Source organism: Chitinophaga sp. YR573 (assembly GCF_900110995.1).
GTDB lineage: Bacteria > Bacteroidota > Bacteroidia > Chitinophagales > Chitinophagaceae > Chitinophaga.
On record NZ_FOJF01000002.1, the window covers coordinates 1561642 to 1579060 of the forward strand.

Annotated in this window: 14 protein-coding genes; 13 read left to right on the forward strand and 1 reads right to left on the reverse strand. The window is 41.0% G+C overall.

Going from position 1 to position 17419, the window contains the following annotated elements; all coding sequences use genetic code 11:
• Nucleotides 1-192: 192 nt before the first annotated feature.
• From BMW86_RS25970 to BMW86_RS26020, 11 genes are all read left to right on the forward strand, one after another.
• Entirely contained in the window at nt 193-3297 is a 3105-nt protein-coding gene (locus BMW86_RS25970; protein ID WP_143056697.1) for a GH92 family glycosyl hydrolase, read from the forward strand.
• A gap of 117 nt (nt 3298-3414) precedes the next feature.
• Nucleotides 3415-3777, forward strand: a complete 363-nt coding sequence (locus BMW86_RS25975) for a VOC family protein (RefSeq protein ID WP_089785526.1) — start codon at nt 3415-3417, stop codon at nt 3775-3777.
• Between the two features lie 10 nt (nt 3778-3787).
• Entirely contained in the window at nt 3788-4234 is a 447-nt protein-coding gene (locus BMW86_RS25980) for an EVE domain-containing protein (RefSeq protein ID WP_089785528.1), read from the forward strand.
• Nucleotides 4218-4682, forward strand: a complete 465-nt coding sequence (locus BMW86_RS25985) for a MarR family winged helix-turn-helix transcriptional regulator (RefSeq protein WP_089785531.1) — start codon at nt 4218-4220, stop codon at nt 4680-4682. The genes BMW86_RS25980 and BMW86_RS25985 overlap by 17 nt, the downstream gene beginning before the upstream one ends.
• A 298-nt stretch (nt 4683-4980) precedes the next feature.
• Entirely contained in the window at nt 4981-6342 is a 1362-nt protein-coding gene (locus BMW86_RS25990; protein ID WP_089785533.1) for a M48 family metallopeptidase, read from the forward strand.
• Between the two features lie 21 nt (nt 6343-6363).
• Nucleotides 6364-7929 carry a DUF6770 family protein gene (locus BMW86_RS25995; RefSeq protein ID WP_089785535.1) on the forward strand — a complete coding sequence of 522 codons (1566 nt, stop codon included), beginning with the start codon at nt 6364-6366 and terminating at the stop codon, nt 7927-7929.
• 378 nt (nt 7930-8307) lie between these two features.
• On the forward strand, nt 8308-8949 hold the full coding sequence (locus BMW86_RS26000) for a DUF6266 family protein (RefSeq protein ID WP_089785537.1): 642 nt from the start codon (nt 8308-8310) through the stop codon (nt 8947-8949).
• A gap of 217 nt (nt 8950-9166) precedes the next feature.
• Nucleotides 9167-10309, forward strand: a complete 1143-nt coding sequence (locus BMW86_RS26005; RefSeq protein ID WP_177189396.1) for a helix-turn-helix domain-containing protein — start codon at nt 9167-9169, stop codon at nt 10307-10309.
• A gap of 72 nt (nt 10310-10381) precedes the next feature.
• Nucleotides 10382-13240, forward strand: a complete 2859-nt coding sequence (locus BMW86_RS26010) for a M1 family metallopeptidase (protein WP_089785541.1) — start codon at nt 10382-10384, stop codon at nt 13238-13240.
• Between the two features lie 100 nt (nt 13241-13340).
• Nucleotides 13341-13781 carry a hypothetical protein gene (locus BMW86_RS26015; protein WP_089785543.1) on the forward strand — a complete coding sequence of 147 codons (441 nt, stop codon included), beginning with the start codon at nt 13341-13343 and terminating at the stop codon, nt 13779-13781.
• Between the two features lie 50 nt (nt 13782-13831).
• Entirely contained in the window at nt 13832-14341 is a 510-nt protein-coding gene (locus BMW86_RS26020) for a transglycosylase domain-containing protein (RefSeq protein WP_089785546.1), read from the forward strand.
• A gap of 196 nt (nt 14342-14537) precedes the next feature.
• On the opposite strand, the gene BMW86_RS26025 is transcribed toward BMW86_RS26020, so the two are convergent.
• Nucleotides 14538-15290, reverse strand: coding sequence for a hypothetical protein (locus BMW86_RS26025; protein WP_089785548.1), 753 nt, complete (start codon nt 15288-15290; stop codon nt 14538-14540).
• Between the two features lie 574 nt (nt 15291-15864).
• Here BMW86_RS26025 and BMW86_RS26030 point away from each other — a divergent pair.
• The gene (locus tag BMW86_RS26030) at nt 15865-16422 is read left to right on the forward strand and encodes a Crp/Fnr family transcriptional regulator (protein ID WP_255373008.1); all 558 of its coding nucleotides are present in this window, start codon (nt 15865-15867) and stop codon (nt 16420-16422) included.
• Between the two features lie 76 nt (nt 16423-16498).
• Nucleotides 16499-17362 (forward strand): SDR family oxidoreductase, encoded by an 864-nt coding sequence (locus BMW86_RS26035; protein WP_089785553.1) that lies wholly within the window; start codon nt 16499-16501, stop codon nt 17360-17362.
• Nucleotides 17363-17419 lie beyond the last annotated feature (57 nt).

Sequence of the window (17419 nt, forward strand, 5' to 3'; positions counted from 1 at the left end):
GCTTTAAAATATGGGTTTAGGATTTGTTTTTCAATTTAACTTCACCTAATATTCACGTCAGATAAGGTGTATTTATTGATCACAACATCTGGCACGAAGATTATGTAATCAAACTGAGGCTCTACCGACAGATCATTAATTGCAATTAACATTGAATTATTTCTATTTTTAGTGTGGGATAATTCAATTCATGTGAACAAAGTATCTTTATTCTTACTGCTTTTTATAGCAAACGGTCTGTTTGCACAGGTTTCTTATGTAAATCCGTTTATTGGTACCGCTAAAAGTAATGTAATTACCAGATGGGGAAGTGAAGGCGGTGTTTACCCTGGTGCGGTAGCACCTAACGGGTTTGTACAGCTTACTCCGCAGACAAGGGCCGCCGGATATGATTATGGTGATCAAAGTATTCTCTTTTTTAGTTGTATTGCGCACTTTAGTGGGTTTCCTTCCGGTTCTTCAGGGGATTTACTGGTGATGCCGGTAAATGGCACATTTAGCCCGCGGCCGTTTTCTCATGGGGATGAAAAAGCTACGCCCGGGTATTATAGCGTGCTTTTCAGGGATAATGGTACGTTGGTGGAAGCCACGGCTACTGAACGTGCGGGGATGTTCCGCTTTACTTTTATGCCTCATGTGCTGCCTCAGATCTTTGTGAGTGATAGTGGATGGTTTAAGGCGGCTGTGACTTTTAATGAGCCTTATCTGAGCAGGGAGAAGGTGGAGAAAGGGTATGTGGTGACTTTTGCTCCTGGTTTTTCAGAGAAGGTGATTTTGCTGAATGTGAGTGCTTCTACGGTGAGTAAGGAGAGTGCGGCACGGAATATAGCGGTTGAATTAAAACCTGGTTTTGATAAGATAAGGGAAGAGACGAGGGCTAAATGGGAGAAGGCTTTATCTGTGGTTACTGTGACGGATACTTCTGTTACGAATAAGACTATCTTTTATACCGCGCTGTATCATTCTTTGTTGATGCCCTGGATTATTTCTGATGTGGATGGGGCTTATCGCGGAGCAGACAGGCAGGTGCATGTTATTAAAGACCGGGTCCAATACGGTGGTTTTTCTCCCTGGGATACTTTCCGTTCTTTACATCCTTTGTTGTGTTTATTGTTTCCTGATAAGCAATCTGAGATGGTGTTATCTATGTTGGATATTTATCAGCAAACCAGGTTCCTTCCTATAGAAACGATGACGGGTAATCACGCTGTACCTATCATTGTAGATTCTTATCTGAAAGGTGTTCCGGGGATAGATAGTTTGCTTGCGTATACTGCTATGAAAAAGAGTATTGGGGATACTCCTCATTTACAACAGGATATGGATGTTTATCAGCAACAGGGGTACATTCCTTTTTCTTATTCGGAGTCTGTTACGCGTACAGTTGAATATGCGTATGATGACTGGGCGCTGGCTCAGTTTGCAGGGAAGGTGATGCATAATGCAGATGATTACAGGGTGTTTAATACCCGTAGTTATAATTATAGGAATCTGTTTCACCCTGCGGATATGTTTATGTTACCGCGTAATGGAAAAGATGTTAAGCTGGAGCCGGGGAATTCCGGTTATAAGGAAGGGGATAAGTGGGTGTATACTTATTTTGTACCGCAGCATCCGCAGGATCTGATTAATCTGCTGGGAGGGGAAGCCTCTTTTATACATCGGCTGGATACTGCGCTGATGCGCAATCAGATCGTTTTTGATAATGAAACAGTTTTCCATCTTCCTTATTTATTTAATGCCGCCCAAGCGGCAGGTAAAACGCAGGAATGGATCGGCAATATTATGCATACCCGCTTTAGTGCAACTCCGGGTGGGTTGCCAGGGAATGATGATCTCGGGTCTACTTCCAGTTGGTATGTATTGAGTGCGATGGGTTTTTATCCGGTAGCTCCGGGACAGCCAGAGTATAGTGTAGGAGTGCCGTTGTTTCAGTCTATGAAATTACACTTACAGAATGGGAAAGAATTTGAGATTAAGCGTAAGGGGAAAGGGAATTATGTTCATTCTCTTGTTGTAGATAATGAACCTTATAATAGTGTGATGTTATCACATGCTACTATTGTAAAAGGAGGGGAATTGGCTTTTGAAATGAGTGATACTGCTGCCTGGAAAATATCAAAGTCAGATGTATCTGGCCGGCCGGATTTCCATATACAGGATTTTAAGGTTTCGAAAAAGATAGTAACACCTGATGAACCTTTTAAAGTGTCATTTACTATTAAGAATAATGGAAGTTTAGGTACTATGCCGGTGAGGATACTGGATAAGGATGGATTGGTGATAGCAGAGAAGAATTGCCTGGTGGATAGTGCGGCTATTGTTAAAGATTCTATCATTTGCAGGTTTTATAAATTAGGGCCTACCCCTGTTTTTGTTGAGGGGAAACAAATCCTGATGACTGTGAAGGCATCGCTGCATGCTATTCCTGCTGATGCGAAGATTACAGAACTTACTTTACAGCCATTGATTCCGAGAGATTCTATACAGCGGATAGCTTTTACAGTACAGAATATTGATGGTAAAAAGAGGAGTTTTGATATTCCTGTGAAAGTGGATAACGAGGTAGTGCATGTAGAGAAAGGGCTTGTATTGCAGCCGGGAGAACACAGAAGGATTACTTTTCCTTTTGTAGTGAAACAAGATGGATGGCATACGGTGAGTGTGAATAAGGCCGGTGGAAAGTTCAGTGTGTATAGTAATCCATTGAATACTGTTTTACTTGATTTATCCTTGAGTAAAGATACTGTTTTGGATAAGTCGGGATTTGGGAATAATGGAGTGATTATAGGGGCTTCTGCCGGTGAGCACTTTTTACTGGGCAAGGATTGCTTTGTAGAAGTACCTAATGCACCCAGTCTTGATGTAATGGGGAATACGCTTACAATGATGGCCTGGGTATATCCTACGGGAGATGACAGAGGTCTGATTGATATGATCACCAAAGGAGATAGCCACGTGTTGCAGACAATGAGCAATAACATGCTGACGTTTTTTGCCGGCGGATGGGGCAGAGGAGATGTAACGGTGCCTGTACCGGATAACTGGAAAGATCACTGGCATCATATCGCAGGAGTTTGTTATGGAGATAGTCTTAAATTGTATATAGACGGGGAACTAAAAGGGACAACTATTGTCTCTGATAATGTAAACCTTTCCGGGATCAATAAGTGGACGTTAGGTAGAAATGAAGAATTCCCTTCTGCAAGGATCTTTAACGGCTATATGGATAAAGTGAAGGTTTTTGCGGCTCCTTTATCTGAAAAAGAGATTAATGAGGTGATGGGGAAAAAGTAAGGTGCCCGATTAAGATTCCCTCACTGCAATTCACAAGCTATTTTATACATAATAAATAAAATATTAGGATATTGTTGTCGCGGATACTATATTTGCGACAACAAAAGAATATGCCTGATGAGAAAATTAGAATTTGCATCCCTTCAAGTTAGGGATCTTGAAATCTCGAAAGAATTTTATACGACAAAACTAGGGTTTGAGGATGCAGGAATACCCAATCCGGCGGCCTGTGTTTTCAGATATAACAAGGGTGAGGCAAGTTTTGCCATTAGAACGCCCATCGCTAACCTGGAAGGAAAAGAACTGGGCATTGGTACCTCGCTCTGGTTCGCAATCGATGGGGAAATAGAGGACCTGCAGGACCAGTTATCAGCAAAGAATGTGACGCTATTGGGTCCAATCCAGGTTACACCTTTCGGGAAAATCCTTATTGCCAAAGATCCCGACGGATATAACATCACCTTTCTTAAGTCCAACTAATCATATCGATATGAACAGGGATACAAAATACTGGATCATCGTGGCATCGAAAGACCATGTCAAAACCGGGATTGCAGAGGGGATTGCCCAGACCTGCCATGGAAAGGTATCGCCTTTGAAAAGGATGCGTAAGGATGATTTCATTATTTATTATTCGGGTAAGCAGACACTGGGAAGACCCGAGGTGTGCCAGGAATTTACCGCTATAGGAAAGGTTACGGATGACGAAATCTATCAGTTCCAGGTATCCGCGGACTTTTGCCCATCAAGACGTAATATTGAATTTTTGCCAGGTAGGGATGTTTCCATTTTACCGTTAATTCCCGGACTGAGTTTTATCCAGAACAAGAAAAGCTGGGGCTATCCATTCCGTTTTGGTTTCTTTGAGATCAACCGGCATGACTTTGAACTGATTTCTTCACAGATGCTACAAAAAGAATATGCCCAGGAAAATTGAATTTCATTTTAAAAAGCCCGAAGACAGTCCGGGTTATCTTCTGGGACAGCTGACCATGTTATGGCAGAGGAAACAAAAGCGTGTCTTAGATCCTTTGGACCTGACGCATACCCAGTTCGCACTGCTCTGTGCACTAGCCTGGTTATCCAGGGAAAGTGATAAGGTTACGCAGGTTGATATAGCCAATCAGGGCAATGCGGACAGGATGATGGTATCAAAGGTATTGAGGACACTGGAAGAGAAGAAATTCATCACCCGCCAAGAGCACCCGACAGATACCAGGGCAAAGACTATCAAACTGACCCCGGATGGAGAAAGGGTACTGCAAAAAGCCATTATCTGTGTAGAAACTGTCGATCTTGATTTTTTTAACAAGTTCGGAACAGATCTAAAGACCTTTAATTCAATGATGGCGGCCCTGATCGAACAGAACAATAAAGAAATATAAACTAGAATTAATAGGATGACCACAATCGGTAGTTAGTGAAAGGACAGCCAGGGTAAGAAGCCGCAACTATTACATCAGATCCTTGTATATTAGCTGTGGTTAATAAAATGAATAGGAACCGGGTTGAATTATCCCACACCATAAATTAAAAGAGCCGTGCAATCATGTGATTATAAAGCTTTTTATAATTATTTAATTATTTCTATATAGATTGCACTATTCTCTTGAAATAGTTTTTACCTTGAGAGTTTAATAAAGGGGACTTACAATATTATAACTTCCTATACCTATACCTAAGATGAATATTTTATATGCATTAGGTGCATTATGCCTTTTTCCAATTACCATCACTGCACAATCTCAAATATTTACACCTGCGGCTGAAAATCAAGTGGGTCTTAAAAGCCTTGCTGATAAATACGAACTACAGTATAATGAGGAAGTTAACAGCCTCCCTTCCAAATACAAAGCTGATTATAAAGAGATTTATAAGTCAAGGTGGGAAAACATCAAGTCTGTATTTGATAGAAAGGAAGTCTATACCTCACAGCCTGCGCAGCAGTACCTGGACGCAGTGGTGCGTGAGATTGTGAAGAGCAATCCTGTATTAAAAGATTATAAGTTAAACTGTTATTTCTCAAGAAGTGGTGTACCCAATGCCAGTTATATTGGGGAAGGCATCATTCTCTTTAATATGGGATTGTTCCATAGACTTGACAATGAGAGTGAGGTGGCATTTATTCTATGCCATGAAATTTCACACTACATTTTAAAGCATAGTGAAAATAGTATAACCAGGTATATTACTACCATGAATTCTTCCGAGGTACAGGAGGAATTGCGCAAGATTAAAAAGACTGATTACGGAAAGCGGGAAGCTATTGAAAAGTTGACAAAAGGAATAACGTTTAATAGTCGCCGGCATAGCAGGGATCATGAAGCACAGGCAGATTCCATGGGGTTGGCGCTACTGCTCAATACCCGCTTTAATCCATCCGGTGCCACTAAAACACTTGCTATACTGGATGATATTGATAAAGATACATTGGACGTAGAGACATGTCTCAGGAAGGAATTAAACGTACCTGGTTATCCGTTTCAGAATAAGTGGATCACTAAAAGTACAGGGCTTTTAGGCGGACAGGCAAAATTGAAAAAGGATGTTAAACTGGAAGACTCGCTCAAAACGCATCCCGATTGTAAAGCACGTATTGCTTTACTGGAACCTATGATAGTGAATGGCTCAGGGAAGCAGGACTACGTAGTTAACAGAGAGAAGTTTGATTCGCTGAGGCAAACATTCAAATATGAGATTGTTGAATACGCGTTTATATCTGATAACTATACTTACAGCTTATATTATACCCTTATGCTGTTGCAGCAATACCGGGAGGATCCTTACCTCGTAACGCAGATAGGTAGGGTGATGAACGGGTGTTTTGCTGCACAGAAATCCCATACGTTGGGGAAATATATAGAACTACCCGCCCCTTATCAGTCGGCTAACTATAATGTTCTGCTACAGTTTATTCAAAACCTGTACGTGGAAGACTTTGCAGCCATCAGTTTTAATTATCTGAAGGAACATGCCACACAACTGAACAGCTATGCTGGTTTTCAGAAAGAATTTAATTTAAGTTCTAAATATATACTCCAGTAATTTTTTAATTTATAACTAAAGATGATCAGACAATTATTCACTGCTGCTTTGTTTGTAAGCATGTTTGCAACAAACATACACGCCCAATCTAAATTGACAGTCGACAAAGTTTACTCTGCCTACCTGCGTAACAGCGGTGCAATTATTGAACAGGGACAAATCAAGGGTTATTTCTACCTGTATCAGAGTGATAAAATTGACAGGCATACAAATGAGTATACCTTACAGATTATAGACGAAAACCTGAACAAAGTACAGGAAATCAAGTTTGAGGACACAAAGAAATTAAGCCTGCTGGAATCAGCATACAACGGAGGCAGCTTATCATTCCTCTTCAAAAATGAAGAAGAAAAGATGCTGCAGATGAAAGTATATGATCTGGATGGGAAATTAAAATATACTTATTCCCGGCCCTATACGAAAAAGACAGATGCCCTGATGACGCAGTATGAAACATTACATACTGACGAAGGCATGAACCAGACAGTATTTAACCTGGGTGATAAAGGATACATTTCCGTACTGCCTTTAAGAGATGGCAGGGAACAGACTTACGAAGTGGATATGTATTCATCAGAAAAAAAGAAACAATGGACATATATACCTGATGGCGACGATCAGAAATATGCTTTTGCAGAATATCTTGGAAGCACTGATAGTCTTGTTATACTGGAAGTAATCAGGAAAAATAAGAGAATGAGTGGTAGTGGTACAGCACACCTGGTAGGTATTAATCCAATGACTAAAAAGAAGCAATTTGACATTGATGATGAGAACGACAAATTTACATTTGTTCCTTCCAGTGTACTACCTGTAAAAGGAGCTGGTAAGTTCATTGCAATGGGTAATTACTTTGATAAAGATGCCAACATTGCAAAGGATGCAAGCAAGGGCCTTGCTATATACGAGATAGACAACAGCGGTACTATACTGAGTAAAACTTATAACAGCTGGGCTGTTGATATAGCTAAACATCTGCCAACGAATACCAAAGGTAAAATCGATAATATCGGCTACCTGTATATTCAAAAAATGATTCCTACATCTAACGGAAAGTTCTTTATTGTAGGAGAGGGGTATAAAAAACAAGCCAGCGCCGGCGGTATTGCCTTAACAGCATTAGGCGCAATGTCCGGTTCTTATGGAAACGCAGGTGTTACTAAAGTTGTAGTAACAGATCTTATAGTAATGGAGTTTGACGGAGGTTATAAGATTAAGGATGCAACCATTTATGACAAAACTAATAATACAGCAGTTGCTGGCCCTATGAGTGACTATGCAAGTCAGCACGCATTGGCAATGTATATCAAAATGACAGGTGGATTTGATTATGAGTTCACTACCGGTAACCCTGAAGATAATAATTTTATAATCTGTTACAGTGATTGGGTAAAGACATCTGACTATAAAGGTGCAACTTTTAACGCTATCCGCTATAACGGTACTAAATTTTCACAAGATAAAATTGAACTGAAATCAAAGGCCAGCAGGATGAAAGTATTACCGGCTAAATCCGGATCTATCATGATTATGGAGTACTTCAAGAAAGATAAAAAGCTTGAATTCAGACTGGAAAAGTTGGGATAATTACATCTTATGATAGTGAAAAAAGGGTGAGGTCATTGGAATTCAGTGTCACTTTAGTCAGGCAAAGGTCGGAGTATTATTCTCCGACCTTTGCCGTTTGAACCATGTTGACGCCTTCACCTGATGGCGGCATCAAATGAGAGGCATCGATGGATTGCAGGGAAATGGAGTTCCCGGGGATTCTTCGGTAAGTCGTATAGGTTAAGCAGGGATTCAACAGGTGGTTAACAGGGGTTAGTTGGGTATAAACCTGTCTAACTCCTGCCTGAATGCTCTTTAAGGGCTGCCTGGCAGCTATTTAGGACATAAGAATCCCCGAACACATATTAGACTATTTGCTAAATTTGTAGTGTTATTAACCCAATTTATGAATAAGTTATGGCACGCTTAAAAAACGGCATTTTAGGAGGCATGACGGGCGTATTAGGCCCCGTCGACAGTTATATACTCAGAGGACAATATGTTGTCCGTTCCCGCCGTCAGAAGAGTAATAAACCACTATCACAAAAGCAGCAGGCATTCCTTGGCAGAATGAAGACGGTCACTAATTTTTTGCATCCCCAGCTTACGGAGGTCATAAACATTGGCTTTGCATATGCTGCTACAGGCAAAATACAAACCGCCAATAATCTGGCTACCTCTTATCTGTATAAAAACGCTATCAGTGGAGAATACCCTGATTACCAGATAGATTATCCAAATGTAAGATTTACAGAAGGTCCCATCAGCACACAGGGTATTAACGCTGCAGTGGTGATAGAAGAGAATCAATTAAGATTCTCCTGGACACCGGACCTGACCTATGCCCGTAACAACGATCACGTGATATTAGTCGCCTACGCTCCATCATTGAATGAAGCAGTCTATACTTTATGTGGTGCTAAAAGGAAAGAAGGTACAGATATATTAAAACTGCCGGACGCCACCTGGAAAGGGATAGCAATAGAAACATATATCGCCTTCAAAGCGGAGAACAGTATGTTATGTAGCAACAGTATTTATCTAGGGCAGATTATCTGAGATAACCGTCCACCAATTACATCATTATGTACTTAACGGCTATACTGGTGAGCCTATACCCGATACAGAATAAATATTTGCCTGAGCCTGGCCAAAGACCTTGACAACTGGCATGCATGAGCCCTTATTACAGGGACTGTAATTAAAAGAAACAGCCTGGGGCATGTTGTTCCAGGCTGTTTCTTTTATCCCTATCTTTAAAGCCAAAATCCCGGCTATGACTTTCGCCGAATTTTTTCACATACTCATCCTATTAGGCTTCTTTCAGGGGTCTATTATGAGCATACTTTTCTTTTTCTCAAAAAAACGATCCCGTCCCAACCGCTTCCTGGGTACTCTTATATTGCTCATGGCCATGGCCTGTCTTAACCTATACCTCTTTGAGTCGCCCTGGTTTACTAATAATCCCATTCTGAACCTGCTGGGTAATATTATTCCCCTGGTTATTATTATGCCTATTGGTCCACTGTTATATTTTTATATCAAAAGCACTATAGATCCAACCTTTAGGATCACCCGAAAGCAGGGCTTACATTTTTTACCAGTGATAATAGATTGTGGTCCGAAACTTACCACTGTAATATATATTACAGGTTTGTTGTCAGGCTTTTTAAAACCTGCCCCCGATTCCTGGGGCCGTTTTATAGATAACTATAACGTCTATGCCGACATTCCCCGCTGGGGTTCCATTACAGTATATCTTTGGTTGTCCGCCAGATATCTCGCAAAGTTAGAACCGGGGAAGAGCCCCCACATCCGGTGGATGCGTCAGTTTATCCGTTTTTTCCTCGTTTTTCAGACTATATGGTTCGTCTTCCTGGTGCCCTACGTGATACCATCGCTGACTGACAGAGTGGTAAATGCCATAGACTGGTACCCGGTATATATTCCTCTGGTAGTTCTGATCTATTGTCTGGGAATAAAAGGTTACCTGATGGTGCCGGAGGAGTTACCGGTTGCGAGGAAAGGTATTACTCCTCCATCCCTTAAGCTGGTAGAGGAAGCTGAACCATTACTGAAGAAAGCTATGGAACAAGATCTCCTTTACCTGAACCCGGAACTTAATCTGGCTCTCTTATCCAGGCATACCGGCCTGCCCCAGAAAACCATTTCATTGGTATTGAACCAGCACTTGCAGAAAAGCTTTAATGAATTTGTGAACGAATACCGGATAAAGGCATTTAAGGAAAATATCCGGCAACTTCAGCAGGACAATCTGACTATTCTGGCCATGGCTTTTGATGCCGGCTTTAATTCGCAAGCTACCTTCCAACGTGCCTTCCGAAGTAATACCGGTATGTCGCCCCGGGAATATATAACCCGGCACCTGGAAAAGCAACCAAAACCGGAAAATGAGTAGTAAAATGTTATTCAAGTCCGGATTTGAGTAGACGTAACAGCCTTAAATAATTTGCTTTGCCGGAAAAAGAAGATGAAACATCACTTGCGCTTTTGTTTGTTATTGCTGTTCCTTGCCGGTAACCAGGTTATTGCCCAGGAAAAATTCTTAACTCTTTCCGGCAGGATAACCGATGCCAGTAGTCATCAACCTATTATTTATGCCAATATCCAGTTGAAAAATGGAAGTATAGGTATCGTCACTAATGCAGAGGGAGCATTTATTTTTAACATAGCGGAAAAATTCTGGCAAGACACGCTCCTGATTTCCAGCATCGGTTATAAGACCATTATGATGTCCCTACCCTCAGGTAGCTTACAGGATATGGATATCTACATGGAACCGTCTATTTACCAGCTCCCGGAAGTATCTGTAAATGTGCGCAACGGTTTTAGTATCCTAAGGCAGATGATCAGCAGTATACCGGAGAATTATGATACGGCTGATATAAGGCTGACTGCCTTTTACAGGGAAAATATCCGCCTGACAGGAGATACGATCAATTTCAATGAATCGGTGCTGGATATTTACAAAACATACCATACCAGCCGGGATCATAAAGACCAGATCCGCATTATCAAAGGCCGGAAAAAGAAGGTGGACTGGAGCAAAGACCCTCAATTGTATTCCTGGATCGGTAACATTACGAATACTGCATATTCCTCCTTAAACGAAGACCTCCAGAAATACCTTGACGCAAAGCATAATATACTGAATGAGCGCAATTTCCGCTACTATACCTGTGACTTCAAAGAAACAATCCGCGAAGGCAACCGCAATCTGCTGGTGTTGTACCTGCAGCCAAAGGAAGATAGCCGCAAAGCGCTGGTACGGGCAAAGCTATATATTGATGAAGCTACCAGGGCCCTGGTAAGAGGTGAACTGGAGACAACTCCAGCCGGGATTGATTATTTGAACCGCCATGAGAAGGGTGGTATCAACTATATGATCATGTCTAAGATCATAAAGGCTAGTCTTGACTTTACAAGACTCTCACTGGTGATCACCTATAAGAAATACCATAACAAAACTTACCTGAGTAGTGTACAGCGTCACTGGGAATGCGTGGTGAACAGTGAAAAAAGAGGAATGAAGGATGTACAATGGACTGGCGATTTTCATCTGCTGGTCACCGATGTGAACAAGGATAGTACGCAACGTTTTGCCTCGGGTATTAGTAAAGACAAGTCATCGATGAACCATGAGATAGGGGATGACAATGATCCGACTTTTTGGGAAAATTATAACATCCTGTTACCTGTTCTGCAGGATTCCCTGAAACAAAAGAAAGAAGCCACTCAGACTTCCTCAACAGCCAGGCCTGTTTCTAATCGCCAAAACGGCTTTACCCGGGCAGATACACTGCGTGGCATGCTTTCGCCCCTTCGTTCCTGTTACGATGTCAGTTTTTACCATCTGGATGTGGATGTAAACCTGGATAGCCATTCTATCCAGGGCAGTAATAAGATCCGTTTTAAGGTAATTGACCCATTCAATCTGATGCAGTTGGACCTGTACGCCAATATGCACATCCAAAAGATCCTTTATGGGGACCAGCAGCTATCATTTACCCGGCAGGATGATGCCGTATTCGTCAGGTTCCCGGCCACATTACCTGCAGGTAGTGAACAAACAATAGCCGTCTATTATGATGGCGTACCACAGGTACCCGACTTTAATATCCCCATGTATGGCGGTGTATTATGGGACAAGGATGAGGAAGGCAACCCCTGGATACAGGTCGTATGCCAGGGATCTGGCGCCAGTTTATGGTGGCCCAACAAGGATCACTTGTCGGATGAACCAGACAGCATGCGTATCTGGATCACAGTGCCTAATGGCTTTACAGAGATATCCAATGGCCGTTTGCAACAGAAAACACCAATAAGCGTTAATAAAACCCGCTATGAATGGCTGGTGAGCTATCCGATCAATAACTATAACGCTACCTTTTGTATAGGTAAATATGCCCATTTTAAGGATGCCTATATCAGTGACCTCGATACACTGTCAATAGACTATTATGTGATGCCTTATAATCTTGAGCGCGGCAAAACAATGTTTGCTCATGTAAAACCAATGTTGGCGTGTTTTGAACAACACTTTGGGAGATACCCCTTTCCCCGTGATGGTTTTACATTGCTCGAAAGTCCTTATCCTATGGAACATCAGAGCGGTGTATGTATAGGAAAGATCAAAGAGGGCATGCGCCTGGACTATTCTCCTTTGGTCTGGCATGAATCTGCACACGAATGGTGGGGCAACTCACTCAGCTGTAAAGACATTGCTGACATGTGGATACATGAGGCATTTGCCACTTATGCGGAAGCACTTATGATGGAATGTGACCAGGGCAAAGCGGCAGGTGTAGCGTACTTAGATACGCAGAAAGACCAGGTAAATAATCGTGAGCCGGTAACCGGCGTATACAATGTAAATCACATACACTATGATATCGGGGATATGTACACCAAAGGCAGCCTGATGTTGAATACATTCCGCTTTGTGTTGGATAACGATACTTTATGGTTTAATCTGCTAAAGGATATACAACAGCATTTCCGTTATCAAACACTTTCATCTGATGAACTGGTAAGTTATATCTGCCTGCGTACGGGAACTGATTATACGTGGTTCTTTGACCAATACCTGAAATATACCAGCCTGCCCAAGCTGGAAATATCACTGAAAGAACGGGGTGATAACCTACAGGTAATGTACCGCTGGCAAACAGATGTACCCGGATTTAAAATGCCTGTAAAGATAACGGTTACCCCGGAACGGTTCAATTTCATCTATCCAACAACTACCTGGCAGATGATCACCCTTAAGCAAATGAAAGAAGAGGATTTTGCAGTGGATGAAGATCATTTTTATATACAGGTAGTATAGAAGACATCATAATAGTTAAATTGGCAAGAGGGCAGTAGATTAAAAGAAATCGGTTATTTTTGATCGAACTATTATAACTCTTCGATTCTAACTAATCACTATGACCTTAAGCAAAATTATTTCCCCTATTATCATTTTTTCCGGTATTGCTGGTTTCTCGGCGTGTAAAACTTATACAATACCAGTTGATAGTTTTAAGCAGCAATTTCAGGGAATGGACAGCGGACATTTGAGACCTGTGACAACACAAAGTCCGTTCGGAGGTCGCAGCAACTATCTGGCTAACCCGATCGATTCTATTGTCTGTGTTGATAAGAATGGTCATCCGGCTGTATTGTTGAATGGACCTGCTATCGAAATAAGGTTCACCTATGAAGACCATAAACATACGGTGTTTTATTTTGACCGTATGACAGTGGATTCTGTTTCAGTTACAGGTGTTACATCACGGATTCTCGGCACTCGTAAAACGATTCCACTCAATTCCATTAAAAAGATTGAAGTTCAGAATGGGCAGAAGAAGTATAGTTATATTCAATAGAGTGAAAGATCCCGGGAAAAACCACATCAGCCAAATTTGAAAGAGTAAGTATGAAAAAATCGGTTAAAATATTATGGACCATAGTGTTTGGGGGAATGGGGCTTTTCATTCTAATGTTATTGCTGATTAATTTCAGGATCATTGGTAACATGCCATCAATTGAAAATTTGGAGAACCGAGGAACTGAGCTGGCATCTGAGGTAAGCGCAGAAGACGGTACTATAGTGGGGAAATATTATCAGAAAGTGCAGGAATGCCTGCTCACCGTGAAATTGGAACGTCATTTTACAAAACAGGAAATTATCGCACTTTATCTCAATACAGCTCTTTTCGGTGACAACGTATATGGTATTGAGAATGCCGCCTGCACCTTCTTTAGTAAAGATGCAGGTCATCTGTCTTTAGAAGAAGCAGCTACACTTATCGGAATGCTGAGAGGTAAGAACTTTTTCGATCCTCGCCATAATCTGAGACGCGCTCTTGATCGCCGTAACGCCGTGATTGAAATGATGGAGAGATATGACTTTATCACCCAGGCGGAAGCCAATGCTTTAGCTTAACGCTTCCCACTATCAAGGCGCGTTCGGGACTTGCATCCTAAAGTTTACGCCCATGCCGGACACACTCCCATTTAAACAACAAGCCGCTCTAAAAGCAGCTTGTTGTTTAAATGGGAGTATTAAAATAACGATGGAAACTGTATACCCTGATCATAGTTGTAAGTTACATTGTTCTTGACCCCAAGAGATTTATAAACTAATAATTCCATTCCAATCCCGCTACCTGGAAGGTAAATATACTAGCCAATTCACTACCCTCGGAACCAATTTCTACTAACATTTTATTTGATTTTTTTAACATTGTTATGATCTCTTTGGGTGAATTAATGTAAAATCCATTCGCTTGACTTTTGTCAGTTGTATTAGGCGTGACATTGAACCGCACGGGCTCATTATTGTCGAAACGTATCCTGACCGTCTTAAAATTTACGTCTAAAGAGCCAGTAGAGGATAGGATTTCAACGGTGGTATTTTTCTTGACATTGTATTTAAGATGTAAGAACAGATAGCCGGTATTGGATACCCATTCGGGGCTTGAGTTATTTGTGGTAGTTGTAGTTGTGGTAGCGTCGAACTTTTTACGATTAATTGTTCTTTTGGTTTGGAACCATGGTTTTTTTTCTTTGATTGTTGTTTTGGTGGTGGTAGTTGATGTTGCCCGATCCCGCCAATAGCCACCGGTAGTTATTCTTTCATCAGAGTAAAGATCGGCGGCATAATAGGTAATTGCCGATGTCATCCGATCTTCATGATTATAATACTTCCAGCTGGAAGTATCGACCGCCTGGGTAATTGCAACCGACGGACTATCGTGCTGATCATTGCTGGATGTCTTAGGTTGCGTTCGGGTTGTTTTGTCTTTGCTGAAGTGTTTATTGCAGTTGCCAATGGCGCCAAGTACAAATAAAATGGCCACAATGGAAATCCAGATTTTCGTTTTTGTCGACATAAATATAGGGATATCTGTTTAACAGAAGGCTAATGTAGTATTTATATATTAAAAATTCATTACGGGATTTAATGCTTTTGGAAAAATGTCGGCGTATCGCAGGAGAGGGAGATATTATCATGCGTCTCTGATATTCAGCAATTAAGATAGTTATGTAACCTGCGTTTTCATGATAGGGCATTCCGGATATGATGGACCGGTCATAGATTTTAAACCGACAAAGAAAACTATGAATGTTCCCGTAAAGAAGTTGTGGTTAATTTAATGAAAAAGCCTCCCGATATTCGAGAGGCTTCTTTTTTTGGTGCCCACTACTGGTAAATTTTCAAACCAAATAATATTGATTATCAATTAGTTATATTCAATTCTGACTGGTGGCTTTTTAGGCTAAGTAATATAGTCAAACTGAAAAATCACTTCCATTTGTCTATATCTAATAGTTTACGACCTGATGGAGATAATTCAGCAATAGGGTAGTACAGAACGATATTTGCAGTCACACTGAAACTAATTTTTACCATATGGTAAATGAACTGCCCACAATTAATTCGAAATTTAACATATGAAAGTGTTCATGGATTACATATTACAGTTTGGGAATCTGAACCAGCAGCAGATAGACCTCATTATGAACAAATCGCAAGAAATTGATTTTCACAAGGATGAGTATTTTTCTGAGGCCGGAAAGATTCCCAGGCAGGTTGGATTTATTCTTGAAGGCGTGTTTCGTTACTGCTATTACAACAACAAAGGTCAAGAGATCACTCATCACTTCGTTGACGAAAACAATTTTCTTTCGGACCAGCAAAAGTTTGAGGCACAAGTAGCGGCTTCCGACTATATACAGGCAGTTACCGACTGCAAGTTGCTTGTTTTTTCAAAGAAAGATTGGGACGAGATAGGAAATATAATTGTTGGCTGGGACAATATTGTAGCTCAGATATTAAAAAAATGCTTATTACAAACGATTGAAAGAAGAAGCCCGTTGGTTTCAGAAGATGCGACCACGCGTTATTTATCGTTCATTGAAAATTTCCCTTCTCTTGTCAATCGTATTCCTCTTTCTCATATCGCTTCTTACCTGGGAATCACACAACAATCATTGAGCAGAATAAGAAAAAATATCCGTTGAAATTACTTTTTACCAAATGGTAAATGGTTTCTGTTTTTAGATACCAACATTTGCATCATATTTAAATGATAAGAAAATGAACAAAAAAGTTGTATTAATTACAGGAACAAATAGCGGGTTTGGATGGCTTACTGCCAATGCCGTTGCTACTTTGGGGCATAAAGTTTATGCTGCTATGAGAGATACCGACGGAAAGAATGCTGATAAAGCAAAGGCCTTAGCACAGGTAGAAAATATAACAGTTCTGAATGTGACACTAACTGACGATGCAAGTGTGAAAGATGCTATTGACACTATTATCGCTGCGGAAGGAACGATTGATGTGTTGGTAAACAATGCAGGTGTTACAATGTTCGGTGTGGCTGAAAGCTCTACACCTGCTGATGTACAGCGTGTCTTTGATGTGAATTTTATTGCGCCATGGAGATTGATGAAATTGGCATTACCATTTATGCGTAAACAATCGGAAGGTTTAATTATTAATGTTTCAAGTGGGTGGGGAAGATTCGCCGCTCCTTTTTCAGCAGTGTATGGTGCTTCAAAATTCGCTTTGGAAGGCTTAAGCGAAGGTTTGCATTATGAATTACGACCATTAGGAGTTGATGTAGCCATTATTCAACCAGGAGCATTTCCTACGGAAATGTCCCAAAAGGTCCAATTGGGCTCTGATACATCAGTTCTTGACGGTTATAAAGTGATAGCTGAATTTCCTGATAAAATGTTTAGTGCGATTGGTCAAATGTTTGAAACAGCAAAACCTGATCCGCAGGATGTTGCAGATGCTGTGGTAAACCTGATCAATTTACCAAAAGGACAAAGGCCATTAAGAACTGTTGTTGACCCCTCCACAGGAGAATTTATTAAAACGGCTAACGACGCTGTTAGAGTTGAATATGCAAAGGTTTTAACAGCATTTGGTATGAAAGATCTCTTAGCGTAAACTATTGCTGTTGTCGTTTAGATTTGTTTTGCATCAAAAGGTTAGTAATCCTTCAAG